At 64.2% G+C, this 17,813-nt stretch carries 17 protein-coding genes; 6 read left to right on the top strand and 11 right to left on the bottom strand.

Annotated elements, in window-relative coordinates:
* Positions 1-41: 41 nt before the first annotated feature.
* The gene (locus tag OX459_RS00750) at positions 42-2,876 is read left to right on the top strand and encodes a pitrilysin family protein (RefSeq protein WP_289903330.1); all 2,835 of its coding nucleotides are present in this window, start codon (positions 42-44) and stop codon (positions 2,874-2,876) included.
* Positions 2,877-2,878: 2 nt separating this feature from the next.
* On the opposite strand, the gene OX459_RS00745 is transcribed toward OX459_RS00750, so the two are convergent.
* On the bottom strand, positions 2,879-3,280 hold the full coding sequence (locus tag OX459_RS00745) for a DUF2809 domain-containing protein (protein ID WP_289903329.1): 402 nt from the start codon (positions 3,278-3,280) through the stop codon (positions 2,879-2,881).
* Between the two features lie 100 nt (positions 3,281-3,380).
* Positions 3,381-4,286 carry a LysR family transcriptional regulator gene (locus OX459_RS00740; RefSeq protein ID WP_289903328.1) on the bottom strand — a complete coding sequence of 302 codons (906 nt, stop codon included), beginning with the start codon at positions 4,284-4,286 and terminating at the stop codon, positions 3,381-3,383.
* Between the two features lie 99 nt (positions 4,287-4,385).
* Between OX459_RS00740 and OX459_RS00735 the strand changes: the two genes are divergently transcribed.
* Positions 4,386-5,675, top strand: a complete 1,290-nt coding sequence (locus tag OX459_RS00735; protein ID WP_289903327.1) for an SGNH/GDSL hydrolase family protein — start codon at positions 4,386-4,388, stop codon at positions 5,673-5,675.
* Here the strand turns inward: OX459_RS00735 and cysK are convergent.
* A complete protein-coding gene (gene cysK / locus OX459_RS00730) occupies positions 5,636-6,568 on the bottom strand; it encodes a cysteine synthase A (protein WP_251350139.1) in 933 nt (310 codons plus the stop codon). The two genes, OX459_RS00735 and cysK, sit on opposite strands and share 40 nt — an antisense overlap.
* Before the next feature lie 189 nt (positions 6,569-6,757).
* Complete coding sequence (locus OX459_RS00725) at positions 6,758-7,222, bottom strand: FKBP-type peptidyl-prolyl cis-trans isomerase (protein ID WP_077408663.1); 465 nt, start codon at positions 7,220-7,222, stop codon at positions 6,758-6,760.
* Positions 7,223-7,317: 95 nt separating this feature from the next.
* Here OX459_RS00725 and thpR point away from each other — a divergent pair, with 95 nt between their 5' ends.
* Positions 7,318-7,836, top strand: coding sequence for an RNA 2',3'-cyclic phosphodiesterase (gene thpR, locus OX459_RS00720; protein ID WP_289903326.1), 519 nt, complete (start codon positions 7,318-7,320; stop codon positions 7,834-7,836).
* Between the two features lie 10 nt (positions 7,837-7,846).
* On the opposite strand, the gene tcdA is transcribed toward thpR, so the two are convergent.
* On the bottom strand, positions 7,847-8,707 hold the full coding sequence (tcdA, locus tag OX459_RS00715; RefSeq protein WP_289903325.1) for a tRNA cyclic N6-threonylcarbamoyladenosine(37) synthase TcdA: 861 nt from the start codon (positions 8,705-8,707) through the stop codon (positions 7,847-7,849).
* Positions 8,708-8,819: 112 nt separating this feature from the next.
* On the opposite strand from tcdA, the gene pdxH reads away from it, so the two are divergent.
* Together pdxH and OX459_RS00705 are read left to right on the top strand one after the other, a co-directional pair.
* A complete protein-coding gene (gene pdxH, locus OX459_RS00710; RefSeq protein ID WP_289903324.1) occupies positions 8,820-10,028 on the top strand; it encodes a pyridoxamine 5'-phosphate oxidase in 1,209 nt (402 codons plus the stop codon).
* Between the two features lie 127 nt (positions 10,029-10,155).
* Positions 10,156-11,403 carry a cyclopropane-fatty-acyl-phospholipid synthase family protein gene (locus OX459_RS00705; RefSeq protein ID WP_099668346.1) on the top strand — a complete coding sequence of 416 codons (1,248 nt, stop codon included), beginning with the start codon at positions 10,156-10,158 and terminating at the stop codon, positions 11,401-11,403.
* An 18-nt stretch (positions 11,404-11,421) separates the two neighbouring features.
* Here the strand turns inward: OX459_RS00705 and msrA are convergent, their stop codons facing one another.
* Positions 11,422-11,955 (bottom strand): peptide-methionine (S)-S-oxide reductase MsrA, encoded by a 534-nt coding sequence (msrA, locus tag OX459_RS00700; RefSeq protein ID WP_289903323.1) that lies wholly within the window; start codon positions 11,953-11,955, stop codon positions 11,422-11,424.
* A 176-nt stretch (positions 11,956-12,131) separates the two neighbouring features.
* Between msrA and OX459_RS00695 the strand changes: the two genes are divergently transcribed.
* On the top strand, positions 12,132-12,638 hold the full coding sequence (locus OX459_RS00695; protein ID WP_077408668.1) for a flavin reductase family protein: 507 nt from the start codon (positions 12,132-12,134) through the stop codon (positions 12,636-12,638).
* Between the two features lie 39 nt (positions 12,639-12,677).
* On the opposite strand, the gene OX459_RS00690 is transcribed toward OX459_RS00695, so the two are convergent.
* The 5 genes from OX459_RS00690 to purE all read right to left on the bottom strand — a co-directional run bounded on the left by OX459_RS00690 (position 12,678) and on the right by purE (position 17,813).
* Entirely contained in the window at positions 12,678-13,364 is a 687-nt protein-coding gene (locus OX459_RS00690; RefSeq protein ID WP_289903322.1) for an OmpW family outer membrane protein, read from the bottom strand.
* Positions 13,365-13,463: 99 nt separating this feature from the next.
* Complete coding sequence (locus OX459_RS00685) at positions 13,464-14,846, bottom strand: SGNH/GDSL hydrolase family protein (protein WP_289903321.1); 1,383 nt, start codon at positions 14,844-14,846, stop codon at positions 13,464-13,466.
* 241 nt (positions 14,847-15,087) lie between these two features.
* The gene (locus OX459_RS00680; protein WP_289903320.1) at positions 15,088-16,107 is read right to left on the bottom strand and encodes an L-threonylcarbamoyladenylate synthase; all 1,020 of its coding nucleotides are present in this window, start codon (positions 16,105-16,107) and stop codon (positions 15,088-15,090) included.
* Positions 16,104-17,300, bottom strand: coding sequence for a 5-(carboxyamino)imidazole ribonucleotide synthase (locus OX459_RS00675; protein WP_289903319.1), 1,197 nt, complete (start codon positions 17,298-17,300; stop codon positions 16,104-16,106). Before OX459_RS00675 ends, OX459_RS00680 begins: the two co-directional genes overlap by 4 nt.
* A 15-nt stretch (positions 17,301-17,315) precedes the next feature.
* Entirely contained in the window at positions 17,316-17,813 is a 498-nt protein-coding gene (gene purE / locus OX459_RS00670) for a 5-(carboxyamino)imidazole ribonucleotide mutase (protein ID WP_289903318.1), read from the bottom strand.

Genomic DNA, 17,813 nt, shown 5'->3' with positions numbered 1-17,813 from the left:
GCGAGCCGCAGCGTCTTCTCCACCTATCCCTGGAAGCATGCATGAAACCGATCAAATTGCTGGCCCTCCCCGCCCTGCTGCTGTCGCTGTACGGCGCTCCCCTGAGCCTGACCCACGCCGCCGATGCCGCCAAGGCCGCCACGACGGCGCCCCTGGGCGCGACGGCCGTGCCGCATATCGCCTACGAAAAATACACCTTGCCGAACGGCCTGGACGTCATTCTCGTGGAAGACCATAAATTGCCCGTCACGGCCGTCAATATCTGGTACCACGTGGGACCGGCCAATGAAGCGCCGGGCTTGACGGGCTTTGCGCATTTGTTCGAGCACATGATGTTTGCCGCCACCAAGCACGTGCCGCGCGGCATGGCCGACCAGTTGCTGGAAGGCGCGGGCGCCACGGATTCGAACGGCAGCACGGATTTCGACCGCACCAATTATTTCGACACGGTGCCGTCGAACCAGCTGGAACTGGCCCTGTGGACGCATTCCGACCGCATGGGCTACCTGCTGGACGTGCTCGACCAGACGGCCCTGACGAACCAGCAGGACGTGGTACGCAACGAGCGCCGCCAGAGCGTGGAAAATGCGCCGTACGGCATCGTGCAGGAAGCCCTGTACCACCAGCTGTTTCCCAAGACCCATCCGTATTACGCCAGCGTCATCGGTTCGCACGCGGACATCCAGAACGCGAAACTGGCCGACATCAAGGATTTCTTCACCAAATACTATGGCCCCAACAACGCCAGCCTGGTGATCGCCGGCGATATCGACAAGGCAAAGACCAAGGAACTGGTCAACAAATACTTCGGCAGCTTCAAGAGCGGCCCGGCCGTGCCGAAACCCGATGTCGTGACGCCGCCCATCACGCAGGAACGCCGCATCGTGGTGCAGGACCGGGTCGAATTGCCGCGCGTCTTCATGGCCTGGCTGACGCCGTCCGCCTACACCAAGGATGACGCGGAACTGTCGATGGCCGCGCACATCCTGGCCGGCGGCAAGTCCAGCCGCCTGTACAAATCGCTCGTGTACGACAAGCAGATCGCCCAGGACGTGGGCGCCAGCCAGGGCTCGAACGCCCTCACGTCCATCTTCACCATCGACGCGACGGCGCGCCCCGGCCACCAGCCCGAGGAAATCGAGCAAGCCCTGCAAGTGGAGCTGGAGCAATTGCGCGCCAAGGGCCCCACCGAGAAGGAGCTGGAACGGGCGCGCAACAGCATCGAGACCACCATGCTGAGCCAGGTGGAAAAAATGGGCGGGCGCGGCGTGGCCAACTTGCTCAACGAATACAACCAGTACCTGGGCGACCCCGGCTACCTGGCCAAGGATATCGAGCGCTACCGCCAGGTGACGGCGGCCGGCGTGCAGCGCGCCGTGGATACCTACCTGAAAAACCAGTCGCGCGTCGTCGTCTACGGCGTGCCGGGCAAGCCGGACCTTGGCGCGGAAGTGCCGACGCCGGCGCCGGGCAAGGTCAAGCCTGCGCCAGGCACGGCCATCAATGCGGACGAGCCATGGCGCAATGCCGTGCCGAAGGCCGGTCCCGCACCGAAGATTGTGCTACCGCAAGGCAAGTCGTTCACCCTGGCGAACGGCCTGACCGTGATCCACCACTACAATCCGGCCGTGCCGCTCGTTTCCAGCCAGCTGGTGATCAAGAGCGGCTCGGGCGCCAATCCGCTGGCGCAGCCGGGCTTGTCGAGCTTTACGGCGCAATTGCTGCAGGAAGGCACTGCCACGCGCAGCGCGCCGCAGATCGCCGACGATGTGGCGCAGCTGGGCGCCCTGCTGAGCACCGGTTCCGGCACGGATGCCTCGTTTGCCCAGTTGACATCGCTCAAAGCCACGTTCCCGCAAGCGCTCGACGTGCTGGCCGACGTGGTGCTGCACCCGCAATTCCCGCAAGAAGAGGTGGAACGCCAGCGCGCCAGCCGCATCGGACAGCTGGCGCAGCAGCGCGAAAACGCGGGTGCCGTGGCGGCCCGCGTGGAAGCGGCGGCCCTGTATGGCCCGCAACATCCGTACGGCTACATCCAGCTGGGCACGGAAGCGGCGCTGAAGGCGGCCAGCCGCGCCGACCTGCAAGCGTTCTGGCAGCAGCATTACCTGCCCAACAATGCGGCGCTGATCGTTTCGGGCGATATCGGCGAAGCGGAATTGAAGGTGCTGGCCGAAGCGAAGTTCGGCAGCTGGAAGGCAGGCACCGTGGCGCAGTCCGTGGCCGCCACGCCGCAGACGACGAAGGCAAAATTGATCTTGGTCGACAAGCCGGGCGCACCGCAAACGGCCGTGCGCCTGTCCGCCATCGCCGTGCCGCGCGCCACGCCCGATTACGCGCCGCTGCAAGTGATGAACGCGGCGCTGGGCGGCTTGTTTACCAGCCGCCTGAACACCAACTTGCGCGAAGAAAAGGGCTACACGTATGGCGTGCGCTCGCAATTCCAGTACCGCAATCAGCCCGGGCCGTTCTCGATTGCCGCCAGCGTGCGCACCGATGTGACGGGCCCGGCCGTGTCGGAAACCGTCAAGGAATTGCGCGCCATGATCGCCAAGCCCCTGAGCAGCAAGGAATTGGCGAATGCGCGCAACTCGCAAGTGCTGTCGCTGCCGGGCCAGTTCGACACGAACGCCAGCATCAGCGCCAGCATGGCGAACGCGTACATCTACGGCCTGGGACTCGACTATTACACGACCTTGCCGCAGCGCTTTACCAGCGTGACGGACAAGCAGGTGCAGCAGGTGGCGAAAAAATACCTGCAGCCGGAAAAGCTGATCGTCATCGGCGTGGGCGACAAGGCGAAGATCGCCCCGCAATTGAGCAAGCTCAAACTGGCACCCGTGGAACTGCGCGATGCTGAGGGTAACGTGAAATAAGACTAGCGGCGCTTGAACAGCGCCAGCTTGTCGATGATCGCCGCCACGGCCACGCCGGCCGTGTAGGCGATCAAATCACCCCAGCCGAAGGTGGAACCCAGCGCCAGGTGTCCCAGCGGATGCGCGCGCAGCTCGACGATCCACGGCGCCTGGTACAGCTGGCCGAATTCCACGGCAAAGCAGATCAGCAAAGACCACAAGGCCAGTTGCCACGTGCGCATGCGCGTGGCGAGGACGCCCAGCGCAAAGACGATCATCATGGCCCACAGGGCGTCGCCCGGATATTTTCCCAATGCAGCGGGAAGGAATTGGGGATAGGCGCGCGAGGCCAGGCCCAGCGCGATGACAGCCACGGTTGCGCCCACCTGCAGCAGGCGGCGGCGTTCAGGTTTTACCAGGAACATATTTCCATTCAAAGGCACGATACGGGCCGAACCATTGCGGCCCGTCCGATATTGTACTGCGCGGCCGTGTCCGGCTGTAGCCTAATGCGCCTGGATACCCTCAGTCCAGGTCGACGTTCTCCGCCAGGAAATCGAGCAAAGCGCGCACGCGCAGCGGCACATGCCCGCCTTGCCCCACGAAGACGGCATGCACGTCCTCGCTGTCGCCCGGGTTGAACGCTTCCAGCACGGCCTGCAAACGGCCCGCCGCGATATCGCCGCGCACCTGGAAGGCGGCCAAGCGCGCCAATCCCAGTCCCGCCAGCGCCAGTTGCCGCAAGGCTTCGCCATCGCTGGCCTGCGCATTGCCGGTGACCGGCACGACGACGTCGCCCTCGGGCAAGCGCAGCGGCCAGCCCGAGCGGGCGCGCGCGTAATTGGCGTCGAGCAGGTTGTGCGACGCCAGGTCGGCCGCCAGCAGCGGCGTGCCGCGCCGCGCCAGGTAGCCTGGCGATGCCACGATGACCATGCGCGTCTGGCCCAGCTTGCGCGCCAGCAAGCTGGAACTTTTCAGGGGACCGGCCCGCACGGCCATGTCCGTGCGCTGCTCGAGGATATCGACCACAGCATCCGTGAGCACGATGTCGAGCGTCACCTGCGGATAGCGTTCCAGAAACAGCGGCGCCAGCGGCAACAAAAAATGCTGGCCGAACGGCACGTTCGCATTCACGCGTATTTTGCCGCGCGGCACATCCTGCACGCCGGCGCAGCGCTCGGCTTCGTCCAGGGCCGCCAGCACCTGCATGCCCCGTTCGTACAGGCCGCAGCCCTCGGCCGTCAGCTGCAGCTGGCGCGTGGAGCGGTTCAGCAGGCGCGCGCCCAGGCGCTCTTCCAGCCGCGAGACGAGCTTGCTGACGGCCGACGGCGTCATGCCGCAAACGCGCGCGGCGGCGGAAAAGCCGCCCAGTTCGACCACGCGCACAAACACTTCCAGCTCGCCCGAACGATTCACTTCCAGTCTGGCCATTGTGAATTCAACTCATAAATGTTCTTCGATAAGATAGTCTAGTGCATAAATGGCGTTGCTCGCATCATGCGGACATTCCCTTTGATGAAGCGAGCCGCCATGCAACGATTTCCCATCCTCCCCGCCGCCCTGCTGAGCCTGGCACTCGGCACAAGCCCTGCCCAGGCCGCCAATGCGGACACCACCTGGCTGGCCAGCTGGACGGCCAGCCCGCAAGCCGTGTGGAGCACCGATTTCCTTTTCCCCAGCAATGTGCCCGCCGTGCTGCACGGGCACACCGTGCGCCAGGTAGCGCGCCTCAGCGTGGGCGGCCCCCGCGTGCGCATCGTGCTGTCGAATGCGTATGGCAAGGTGCCGCTGCGCATCGGCGTGGCCACCGTGGCCCTGGCCGCTTCCGGTTCGGCCATCGAAGCGGGCAGCCTGCGCACGCTCACGTTTTCCGGCCAGCCCTCGGCCAGCGTGGCGCCGGGCGCGCCGCTCGTCAGCGACCCCGTCGACCTGCCCGTGCCGGACCTGGCCCGGCTGACGGTGAGCATCCACCTGCCGCAAGCCAGCCCGACTTCCACGTTTCACTGGGATGGCCGCGAGACGGCGTGGATCGCCCCGCAGGACCAGACGCAGGCCGCGCGCATCGATGACTCTCCCGGCGTGCACACCACCACGGCGCGTCTTTTACTCAGTGCCATCCAGGTGGAAGCGGCGCCAGCCGCGCAAGCCGTGGCCATCCTGGGAGATTCGATCACCGATAGCGCCAGCGCCAGCCTGGGGATGGATGCGCGCTGGCCCGATTTCCTGGCCGAACGCCTGGCGCCGCGGGGCGTGGCCGTGATCAATGCGGGCATTTCCGGTGCGCGGCTGTTGTCCGACGGCATGGGAACCAATGCGCTGGCGCGCTTCGAGCGCGACGTGCTGGCGCAGCCGGGCGTGCGCACGGTCGTCGTCTTGCTGGGGATCAATGACATCAGCTGGCCCGGCACGGCGTTTGCGCCACGGGAGCAGCGGCCGACATTGGAGGAACTGACCAGCGGCTACGCCCAGCTGGTGGCCCAGGCCCGCAGCCGCGGCGTGCGCGTGGTCGGCGCCACCCTGACGCCGTTCGCAGGCGCCCTGCCCGGCACGCCGCTGAGCGACTATTATCAGATTGACAAAGATGCGCTGCGGCAACAACTCAATGCGTGGATACGCGCCAGCGGCCATTTTGACGCCGTGCTCGACTTCGATGCGTGGGCGCGCGACCCCGCGCACCCGCTGCGCCTGCTGCCCGCCTACGACTCGGGCGACCACCTGCACCCGGGCGACGCGGGCAACCGGGCGCTGGCGGAAGGGATAGCCCTGCCGCTGCTATTGAATCAGTCGCCCAGGCCTGCGTACAGAGCAGTGCTCAAGTAGCGCTCGCCAAACGACGGGATGATGGTGACGATGGTCTTGCCCGCGTTTTCCGGACGGCGCGCCACTTGCAGGGCGGCCCACAGGGCGGCGCCCGAAGAGATGCCGACCAGCAAGCCTTCATCGCTGGCGGCCAGGCGCGCCGTGGCGAACGCGTCGTCGTTCTTGACGCAAATGATTTCGTCGTAGATGGCCGTATTCAAAATCTGCGGCACGAAGCCGGCGCCGATGCCCTGGATCGGGTGCGGTCCCTTCGTCCCCTTCGACAGCATCGGCGACGCTTCCGGTTCCACGGCGATCATTTGCAGGCCAGGCTTGCGTTCCTTCAACACTTCGCCGATGCCCGTGATCGTGCCGCCCGTGCCCACGCCGGCGACGACGATGTCCACTTGTCCATCCGTATCGCGCCAGATTTCCTCGGCCGTCGTGGCGCGGTGGATGGCGGGATTGGCGGGGTTATTGAATTGCTGCAACATCAGGTAGCGGGGGTCGGCCGCCACCAGTTCCTCGGCCTTGCGGATGGCGCCCAGCATGCCTTCGCTGCCGGGCGTGAGCACCAGCTCGGCGCCGTAGGCGCGCAGCAGGATGCGCCGCTCGCGGCTCATGGTGTCGGGCATGACGAGGGTGCAGCGGTAGCCGCGCGCGGCGCACACCATGGCCAGCGCGATGCCCGTGTTGCCGCTGGTGGGCTCGACGATGACGGTGTCGGCATGGATCTTGCCGGCGGCTTCGGCCGCAACGATCATGGACAGGCCGATGCGGTCCTTGACGCTGTGCGCGGGATTATAGAATTCGAGTTTGGCCAGGATGGTGGCCACACTGCCGGCGGCGATGCGGTTGATGCGCACCAGGGGGGTGTTGCCGATCAGTTCAGTGACGTCGTTGGCGATGTTCATGGAAGGAAGCTCCGCTATTTCAAGAAACCCCAGTCTACCGCGTTTCAAGACACTGAACAAAAAGTTCATGGCGTTGTTGCAATGACTTGCCGTACTTTCGTACTGTCTTCGGCAATGCGCCTAGCCCTGAACATTTTGTTACGTGCCGATGGCGGCGGCGCGAGCATGCGCCGCCGCCAAACTGAACAATTACTTCACGTCCAGCAATTCCACGTCGAAGATCAGTGCCGAGTTCGGCGGAATGTCGCCATTGCCGGCGCCACGCGGGCCGTAGGCCAGTTCGCCTGGAATGATCAGGGTGCGCTTGCCGCCCACTTTCATGCCGGCCACGCCCTGGTCCCAGCCCTTGATGACCATGCCCTTGCCGAGCGGAAAGTCGAACGGGCCACGGCCCACGGAGCTGTCGAACTTCTTGCCGCGCGAATCTTTCGCCAGCGGACGGTACAGCCAGCCCGTGTAATGCACGGTGACGTTGTTGCCTGCGGACGCTTCCTTGCCCGTGCCGACCTTGTTGTCGATCAAGATCAATTTATCGGCGACAGGGCCGGGGCTCAGCGAGACGGCGGAGGCGGGAACAGGCGCTGGCGCCTGTGCCTGCGCCAGCGACGCGGCGACGGAGCAGATCAGGGCAAACAAAACGGAGCTACGCGTCATGATGTATTCTTTCAGTGAGTTTCGGTGAGGTCCCTGCGCCAGCGAACCGGCAGGGAACGCCAATAATAGCAAACCGCCGCAACGATAGGAAAAACTTGTCGCCCGATGCCCATTGCCCCCGCCTGTTTTACGCGCTATGGCCCAATGCGGCCACGCGCGCGGCCCTGGCCGCCTGGCAGGCGCGTCTGGAAGGCAAGCCCGTGCGCGCGGACAAGCTGCACCTGACCCTGGCCTTCCTGGGCCAGCGCCCGGCCAGCGAGCTGCCCGCCCTGCTGGGTATTCTGGAAGACATGCCGGCGCATGCCATGCCCCTGCTGTTCGATCACGCCAGCCATTTTACGCAGCTGGCGCTGGCCTGGGCCGCCCTGGCGCGGCCCTCGCCCGCCTTGCTCGACTTGCGCGCGGCCTGCATGCAGCGTCTGGCGGAACAAGGGCTGGCGCCGCACTTCGAGCACGACCGCTTCACGCCGCACGTGACCCTGGCGCGCCAGGCGCCGCCGCCGGCCATCGAGGACTTCGCGCCCATCGCCTGGCAGGCGGACGAACTGGTGCTGGTGGAATCGCTGAAAAGCAGCGGCGATTACCGCATCCTGGCCAGCAGGAAGCTGATCTAAGCAGCGTGACTCAGGCGGCGTCCGGCACTGGCATTGACGCTGGCACTTCAGCAACTTTGTCCTGGCGCAAGCTTTTCAGCGCATGGGCGGCCGCCACCATGCCGAAGCTGGCCGTCACCACCACGCTGGAACCGAAGCCGGCACAGTTCAGGCCGGTGACGCCGGCGGGCGTGCCATCGATGGCGCACGCTTCCGCGCTCTCGGGCGTGCTCAACGGCTCCATGGAAAACACGGCGTCGACATTGAATTTGTTTTTCACGCCACGGGGGAAACCATATTCGGTGCGCAACAATTTGCGCACGCGCTTGAGCAGCGGTTCCTGTTCCGTCTTCGACAAGTCGCGCACGGCGATCAATGTCGGGTCCGTCTGCCCGCCCGCGCTGCCGATGGTCAGCATGGGAATGTTGCGCGCGCGGCAATACGCGATCACGGCCGCTTTCGCCTTGGCATTGTCGATGGCGTCCACCAGGTAGTCGAAATCGCGCCCGCCCAGCAACTGCTCCAGATTATCGGGGGTAATGAAATCCTCGATCTGCGTGACTTGGCAAAACGGGTTGATCAATTCAATGCGTTCGGCCAGGGCCGTGATCTTGGCCTTGCCGATGGTGTCGCTCATGGCCTGGATCTGGCGGTTGATGTTCGATTCGGCCACATTATCCAGGTCGATCAGGGTCAGGCGGCCAACGGCGCTGCGCGCCAGCGCTTCGACGATCCAGGAACCGACGCCGCCCACGCCGATCACACACACATGCGCGGCGCGGAAGCGCGCCAAAGCGGGCGCGCCGTACAGGCGGGCAATGCCGCCGAAACGCCGCTCAAAATCGATCTCGGTCAAGTCCATGGAAATTTGTTCATTGGTGGAGGTATGCATGGCGCCATTTTAACGGACACTGCGCTGGCGGATATTCTAAAATAGCCGAATTGACACAGCGACAAGAGCAATTGTCGCCGCGCCCCCACACCGCTCACCACGAGAACTCGCCATGACCTCTCCCCTGTTCGACTCCGTTCCCGGCTTTGACCAGCCCATCGCCGTGCTCAAGCATTGCCACGACAAGATCCGCAAGCAGCTGACGACCCTGCAAAACCTGCTGGGCCATCTGGCGCAGCACGGCAACACGGCGGACGCGCAGCAGGCGGCCAAGGCGGTGTTGCAATATTTCAATAAAGCGGCCCATCTGCACCATGACGATGAAGAGCAGGACTTGATGCCCATGCTGCAGGCGACGGCCACGGGCGACGATGCAGCCCTGCTGATCACGCTGGTGCCGGAAATCCTCGCCGACCACCAGCGCATGGACCAGGCCTGGCTGACCCTGCGCCCGGCACTGGACGCCATCGCGGCCGGCACGGGCACGCAGCTATCCGCCGACGGGGTGCGCGACTATGTTGCCGCTTACCAGGCCCACATGGCCAAGGAAGAAGGCCATCTGGCGCCCATGGCCAAGCGCCTGTTCAGCGCGCAACAGATGGAGCAGCTGGGCACGGCCATGCAGCGCCGCCGCGGCATCGCACCCGATGCGCCGGAAGCCCCCGCAGCGCCGGACGCGACCGCCGTGCTGGCGGCCATGCGCACCGATTACGTGCAATCGAGCCTGAGCGAGACGGACGTGCTGGCCGATCCCATCGCCCAGTTCCAGAAATGGTTTGCCGAGGCTGTCCACGCGCAGGTGATGGAGCCGAATGCCATGGATTTGTCCACCGTCAGTCCCGACGGCAAGCCCAGCTCGCGCATCGTGCTGATCAAGCAGTTCGACGAACGGGGTTTCACTTGGTACACGAATTACAACAGCGACAAGGGCCAGCAGCTCGAACACAATCCGCACGCGGCCCTGCTGTTCTTCTGGCGCGAGCTGGAGCGGCAAGTGCGCATCGAGGGCACGGTGGTGAAAACCACGGCGGCCGAGAGCGACGAGTATTTCAATGTGCGCCCCCTGCAAAGCCGGCTGTCGGCGATTGCCTCGCAACAAAGCGCCCCCATCGCCAACCGCGCCGAGCTGGAAAGCCATTACGAGGCCGTGGCCGCCGCCGTCGGCGATGCGCAGCCGCCGCGCCCCGCCCACTGGGGCGGCTACCGCTTGCAGCCGGAACGCATCGAATTCTGGCAGGGGCGCCGCTCGCGCTTCCACGACCGCATCGTGTTTACCCGCGATGCTGACGGGCAATGGAGCATGCAGCGCCTGCAACCCTGAACAGGATAAGCAAGGCGGCGCAAAGCAAGCTGGTCAATATAGGTGTAGGCTATGAGGGTAGAAGTTACTAAATGACATTGTTTCTCAATTTGCGGTTGCCATGGCGGCCGCTTCATTGGAGGCCATTTTGTTTGTACAAAACCAACTCAAGTCCTGGATTGCCAGCATCCGCAGCAAGACCGCCTTGCCGCTACGCATAGAATTGTGGAACGGCCAGCATGTCGACCTGTCCAGCGAAGCGCCCAGAGTCACCATCCGCCTGCCGACCGTCGCCTCGGCCCGCTACCTGCTGAACCCGTCGCTGGCCAACCTGGGCTCGGCCTATGTGGAAGGCAATATCGAGGTCAAGGGTACGGCGATGGACATGATTTCCATCTGCAATGCCCTGGCGCGCACGACCTTGAAGCCGGAAGGCAAACTGGCCCGCATCGTGCGCAGCTTTACGCACGACAAGAGCAAGGATGCCGAAGCCATCCGCTACCACTACGACGTGTCGAACGCGTTCTATGAACAATTTCTCGACCCCGCCCTCGTGTATTCCTGCGCGTATTTCGAACACGGCGATGAAACCCTGGCGCAGGCGCAAGTCAAGAAGATCGACCATATCCTGAAGAAAATTCAGCTGCAGCCGGGCCAGACCCTGCTCGACATCGGCTGCGGCTGGGGCGCGCTCGTGATTCGTGCCGCGCAGCAATATGGCGCCCGCTGCGTGGGCGTGACCCTGTCGGAAAACCAGTACGCGCTGGCGCGCGAACGCGTGGCGGCGGCCGGCCTGGCCCACTTGATCGATATCCGCCTGCAAGACTACCGCGACGTCACGGGCCAGTTCGACCGCATCACCAGCGTGGGCATGTTCGAGCACGTGGGCCTGAAACACTTGCCCGACTACTTTTCCATCATCCACAAGCTGCTCGCGCCCGATGGCATGGCGATGAACCACGGCATCACCTCGACCGACCCGGACAATGGCGAAACGCCGTATGGCGGCGGCGAGTTCATCGAAAAGTATGTATTTCCGCACGGCGAGCTGGCGCACATCGGCAATGTCCTGAAAACCATGCAGCAGGGGGGACTGGAAGTGCTGGACGTGGAAAACCTGCGCCGCCACTATGCGCGCACCTGCGCCCTGTGGACGGAGAATTTCGAAGCCCATGCCGAGCAGATCCGTCCGCTGGCGGGCGAACGGCGCTTCCGCATCTGGCACGTCTACCTGGCCGGCTGCGCCTATGCCTTCGAGCAAGACCTGATCAGCCTGTACCAGATCGTCTGCGTGAAGGCAGGCCGGCGCTCGTCCACCCTGCCCTGGTCGCGCAACTACATGTATGCGCAAGAGAATACGCAGGAAACAAGGCCGGCGCCCGTGCTCGCGCCCTGACAGGCGCGCGGGGCCGTCTTACTTCAGGCGGCCCGCGTACATGGCGCGGAATTTCTCCACCTTGGGCGCGACGACGAGGGCGCAATAGCCCTGCAAGGGATGCTGCTCGACATAATTCTGGTGGTAATCCTCGGCCGGATAAAAGGTGGCGGCCGGCGCCAGCTGCGTGACGATGGGCGCATCCCACACGCCGGCCATTTCGGCGAGCACCTTGCGCGCCACGCTTTCCTGCGCGGCCGACTGGTAATAGATGACGGAGCGAAATTGCGTACCGACATCATTTCCCTGGCGATTCAAGGTGGTGGGGTCGTGCAGCGTGAAAAAGATTTCCAGCAAGTCGTGGTAAGCGATGATGGCAGGATCGAATTCCAGGCGCACCACTTCCGCGTGGCCAGTGTCGCCCTTGCAAACCTGTTCGTAGCTGGGATGGGGCACGCCGCCGCCCGTGTAGCCGGACTCGACGCGCGTCACGCCGCGCACTTCCCCATACACGGCGGCGAGGCACCAGAAACAGCCACCGCCGAATACCGCCACTTCCGTCTGTTGATTCATGATGTCCTCCCGCAACGCTGCTGCGACTTATCATTTCACCACTGTAACGCAAAGCGCCATGGCTTGCAGCGCCGCTTGAAACGGCGCGTGGGACACCGCACATACGGGCATGCCGGCCACGATTGCGCTGGCATGGCCGATTTTTGGCATAATGTCAGCAAATAGACAGGTCACCCATGAACACACGCTCTCCCCGCGCGCCCGCGCAAGAATTCGATACGACACATTTCCGCCAGGCACTGTCGCAGTTTGCCACCGGCGTAACGGTCATTACGACGCGCCTGGCCGACGGCAGTTTCCGTGGCTTGACGGCCAGTTCCTTCAATTCCGTCTCGCTGTCGCCGCCCCTGGTGCTGTGGAGCCTCGGTTCCGTGGCGAACAGCATGCCCATTTTCAGCGGCAACTCGCATTACGTCATCAATGTGCTGGGCGCCGACCAGGCGGAACTGGCCACGCGCTTTTCACGACGCACGCCGAATCCCTTCGACGACGTGGAGTACGAACTGTCGCGCACGGGCCAGCCCATCCTGAAAGGCGCATCGGCCTGGTTCGAATGCCACAACCGCAGCCGCTATCCGGAAGGCGACCACGTCATTTTCGTGGGCGAAGTGGAACAATGCGCGTTTGCCGCGCAGCCGCCCTTGATCTTCCACAATGGTAAGTTCAATACACCGCCAGCCTAAGCGGGACAAAAAAAAATCCGCCGAGGCGGATTTTTTGTTTTACAGGGTAAAGTTATACCCGATGCTGATACTCACGGCGACCGGGTCGAGCTTGATGTCCTGCGTTTGCCCCGTGGAGAATTTCGCCTTGGTTTTCAGGTAGGTCTTGACCACCGCCACATCGGCAAACCAGCGCTCGTTGAAGGCCAGGGTGCTGCCGACCACCAGACTGCCTGTCAGCTTGTTGTCCATACGGTACGTCACTGGTTTTCCACCCGGATCCAGCAAGGCCGTCATCTGGCCCGAACCTTTTTCCTTCTGGAAATAGGCATACGTCAAGCCCGCGCCCACGTAGGGGCGGATCATGGCATTGGGCTGGAAGAAACGGTACTGGATGAAGGCTGTCGGGGGCAAGGCTTCCGCCGTCCCCAGCTTGCCCGTGCCCTTGATGGAACCGTCGCCGATCAGGTCATGCTTGTACGGCACACCCAAAATCATTTCAGCGGAAACATTGTCCGTGATCATGTAGGCAAAGGTCAGGATGGGCTTGGTATCCGACTTGACGTCGGCCTTGGTGCCCGGCAATGCCGGCGCGGAAATGTCGCCACTGTCCACGTGCGGCGTGATCTTGTTGAGGCCAGCCTTGGCCATCCAGGTGCCTGCGCTTTGCGCCGAAGCGCCCGTCGCCATGGCCATCGCGGCAGCCGCGGCCAGCACGCGTACGGCGGTATTCAAACGATTCTTCATCTTGTCTCCTGATTCAGTATGTGCGGAGTGTTCCGCTTTCGAGTCTTGTCGCTGCCGGCACCGGCCGCGCCTCTCAGGCACAGCCGGTACGGCCATCCCTTACAGCCAGCCCCGCACGACCATGTCCTTGGCCACATAACGGGCCAGCAACAGGTTGTTGAACGGCGTAGGGTGCACTTCGTCGGCATACGAGTAATGGCTGACGTCGCCCGCTTTCAGGTTCGTGCCATTGCACACAAGCGAGCTGCCCAGGAAATTCTTCGCCGTGCTCAGGTCGCAGGCCGTCTCGCTGACGTTGGTCAAGCCATACGGGCCAGGATTGACGCCCTGGTCATGGCTGACGGCAAACACGTCGACCAGCAAGACTTTCGCATTGCCGTTCAAGCCCGCGCTCAGCTCGCCGTTGAAGGTGTTGACCATGGCATTGATCAGCGCCTTGGTGTTGGCATCCTTGCTCAAGCCCGATGGCGTGCCGGCCACGTCCGGCAGGTTGTTGACGATGACATAGTTGGCGCCCTTGGCGATGATCTGGTCCTTGACCAGCACCACCAGCTCCTTGCCGGCCTGTCCCATGGCGGCAACCAGCAACGGCCCCTGTGCCGCAGCGTAATCGGCACCGGCCTTGGCGCCGGCGGCGTTGCCCGTCACCGTCGCGTCGGCTTGTGCCTTGGCGGCCAGGGCTGGGGCCAGCGTCTGGGCATTCGCATTGCCCGCAATCATGGCAGCTTGCACGGCGGCACCGACGATGGTTGCCGACGTGGCGCCAGGCGCCGCACTGGCCGTCTTGATGGCGGTGCCAATGGCAACCACTGCCGTGTTTGGATTGGTGGCGCCGGCCGCCAGGGCCATCGCCAGGTTGGTGGCGAAAGCCTGGGCGCCAGCGGTCGCGCCAGCAGCCTGGCCAGCGGCGGTCGCCCCCGTTTGCAATGCACCCAGCAGATACAGCACGTCGTTACCGCCCGCCATCACGAAGACGGCTTCCGTGCCGCTGAACTTGCCGCCGGAAACGGCCAGGTGGTTCGCAATCTGCGTCACCACGGGCACGGTCAGGGCGCCCAGCGCACCGCCCGCCAACTTGTTGTTCGGGCCGACCGGGTTGGTGACGCGCGAACCGCCCATGGCGTAGCCGAAGCAGCCCGCATGCTTGACGCGCGGAGCCTGCAGGGAGGGAATGCTGCCTTCCAGGCCCGTTTCGGCGGCGCATGGCGCCGGCAAGCCGAATTGCGCGGCCAGGTGCTCGGTCCAGTTCTTGCCCGTCAGTTCAGGATTGATCTTGGTATTGTCGCCATTGATGGTGAATTTGCCGCCACCGCTCGCCGCCACGCCGGCGACGGCATACGAACCGACATCGGACAGGCTGTCGCCGAACGACACCTGCGCCGTGTATTTGACTTTCAAGGCTTGATCACCGCCACTGGCGCCGCCGCAACCTGCCAGGACAGCCGCAGCCAGCACGGCCAGCGCGAATTTTGTTTGATGCATTTTGTCTCCTCGGTCTTTTTTCTGGTTTCTAAACGAACGGGCGTGCTATTCGCTACCCAACTAATATGCCATCGTTCCTCAGGCTTGTATAGAAAATATGTTTTAAAAATCAACGAAATAACAACACTGCCAGCGCCCCGTCACGACCGGGCGATCCGCTGAATTATGGAGGATATAAGATGTTTCGTGGCAAGCATCTCTATTGCGCTGCATCAAGAAAAAGCCCCTTGCGGGGCTTTTATTATGCGGACAGAAATTGCTGCAAGATACCACTTGAGCCGAAGGCGGCACGCCGCAGACGGTCATTCACGCCCAGCCACGCGGGACCGGTAGGCGGTGCTTCGACGAGTATCAGCTCGGCGCCGACCTGGTCCATCGTGCGCAGCGAGGCATACAGCGCATGTGCGTAATTTTCCGGGGTCGCTGCCAGGCGCACGCTGGCGCTGGCCGGCGGCAGATCCGAGTAGTGGATCAGGGCCACGCGGCGCCCGTCATTGAGCAGACGGTTCAAGGTGGCGCGCACGTCGTCGCTATGCTGCATCGCAACAGGCGTGTGCGGTGCGTAGTGCGATTCCAGGGTGCCCGAGGCGCGCGGCGCGGCCGCGTCCGCCACAGCCGGTGCGCGACCGATGACGGCAGCGATCTGCTCGCTGCTGATATGGCCGGGACGCAACAGCACGGGACCGTGCGTGGCCAGGCGCGACAGGTCGACGATGGTCGATTCGATGCCGACATCGCTCTGTCCGCCGTCGAGAACCTGGCCCAGCAAGCCGCTGGCGAGTTCCGCCGCGAATTCATCGCGCACGTGCTGCGCCGTGGTGGGGCTGACATTGCCGAATTTGTTCGCCGACGGCGCCGCCAGGCCGCCCTTGCCGCCCTTGAAGGTGCGTAGCAATGCGATAGCCACCGGGTGCGACGGGCAGCGCAAGCCCACCGTATCCTGGCCGCCGGACACGGCGTCGGGAATATGCGCGGCGCGCTTGACGATCAGGGTCAGCGGACCGGGCCAGAAAGCAGCCACCAGTTGCTGCGCTTCGGGCGGGAGATCGTCGGACCAGTGCGCCAAGTCGGCGCCAGGCGCCACGTGCACGATCACGGGATGGTCCGAGGGCCGGCCCTTGGCTTCGTAGATGCGCGCCACGGCGGCCGGGTTTTCCGCATCGGCGCCCAGGCCATACACCGTTTCCGTCGGGAAAGCGACGAGGCCGCCCGATTCCAGCACGGCAGCGGCCGCTGCCAGATCGTGTGCAGGCACGCTCACGGCGCGATTCCCAGGATCAGGCAAGCGTCGCGCAGGCGCTGCTGCGCCTCTTGCAAGGTGGCCGCGATGAAGGTCAGGTGGCCCATCTTGCGGCCACGGCGCGGGTCGTCCTTGCCATACAGGTGCAGGCACGCGCCCGGCAGCGCCAGCACCTGGTCCCACGCCGGTTCGCAGGCAACATCGCTGTCGTCGGCAAACCAGGCGTCGCCCAGGATGTTGAGCATCACGGCCGGCGAATGCTGGCGCACGTCGCCCAGCGGCAGACGCGCCATGGCCCGCACCTGCTGCGCGAACTGGCTGGTGACGCAGGCGTCCATCGTGTAGTGGCCGCTGTTGTGCGGACGCGGCGCCATTTCATTGACCACCAGGCTGCCGTCGTCCAGCACGAAAAATTCGATGCACAGCACGCCGACATAGCCGAGTTCGGCGACCATGGCTTGCGCCGCCCGCTGCGCCCTGGCGGCGCAGTCATCCGACACGTTCGGGCCAGGCACGGTAGTGGTAAACAGGACGCCGTCGCGGTGCACGTTTTCGGCGATCGGATACACGACCGATTCGCCATCCACGCCGCGCGCCGTCAGCACGGACACTTCATACGCCAGCGGCAACATTTTTTCCAACAGGCAAGTTACCTCGCCCATTTCCGCAAAGGCGGCGCGCACGTCGTCACGCGTGCGCACGCGGAACTGGCCCTTGCCGTCATAGCCCATGCGCACGGTTTTCAGTATGCCCGGCAGCAAGTCGTCGCCGATGGCATCGATATCGTCCTGCGTGGCGATGACCCTATGCGGCGCCGGCAGCACGCCGGACTTGGCGGCGCAGTCGACAAAGAAACGTTTTTCCGCGATGCGGTCTTGCGCCACCGACACGCCGTGCGCATCCGGCGCCACGAATACCCGTTCGGCCAGGCGCGACAGGCTGTCGGCCGGCACGTTCTCGAACTCGGTGGTGACGGCCAGGCATTGTGCCGCCAGGGTGTCGAGACCGGCCACATCATCATATGCGGCATGGACCAGGCGCTGCGCCACCTGCCCCGCAGGGCAGGCGTCGGATGGTTCCAGCACGGCCACCTGATAACCCATGCCTTGTGCGGCCTGGGCAAACATGCGGCCGAGCTGGCCGCCGCCCATCACGCCCAGCCACGCCGGTGGATGGGCGGCAGGCAGCAATGGGGAAGTCGATTTACTATTCATTATTTTTCAAACATGTTAATCAGGCAAGACCATGGCCTTGGCGGCGGCCGTTTGCGTGGTACGGAACGCTTCCAGCTTTTCGGCCAGGGCATCGTCGTTGGCGGCCAGCATCGCCACGGCCGTCAGCGCCGCATTCGCCGCGCCCGCTTCGCCGATGGCGAAAGTGGCGACCGGCACGCCCTTGGGCATTTGCAGGATGGACAGCATGGAGTCTTCGCCACGCAAGTATTTCGATGGCACGGGCACGCCCAGCACGGGCACGATGGTCATCGCCGCCACCATGCCAGGCAGGTGGGCGGCGCCGCCGGCGCCGGCGATAATGGCGCGCAAGCCGCGCGCGCGCGCGCTTTTCGCGTACGCATACATCTCGTCGGGCATGCGGTGCGCGGAAATGACTTGCGCTTCGTACGGCACGCCAAACTGTTTCAGGATGGCAACCGCATTCTGCATCACGTCCCAGTCAGAGGACGACCCCATGATGACGCCGACCAGCGGCTTATTCTGCTCGCTCAT

It is taken from the genome of Janthinobacterium sp. SUN026 (assembly GCF_030397625.1).
Classification (GTDB): Bacteria; Pseudomonadota; Gammaproteobacteria; order Burkholderiales; family Burkholderiaceae_D; genus Janthinobacterium; species Janthinobacterium kumbetense.
The sequence above is the reverse complement of the archived record's forward strand: the minus strand, read 5'-3'. Positions and strand labels throughout refer to the sequence as shown.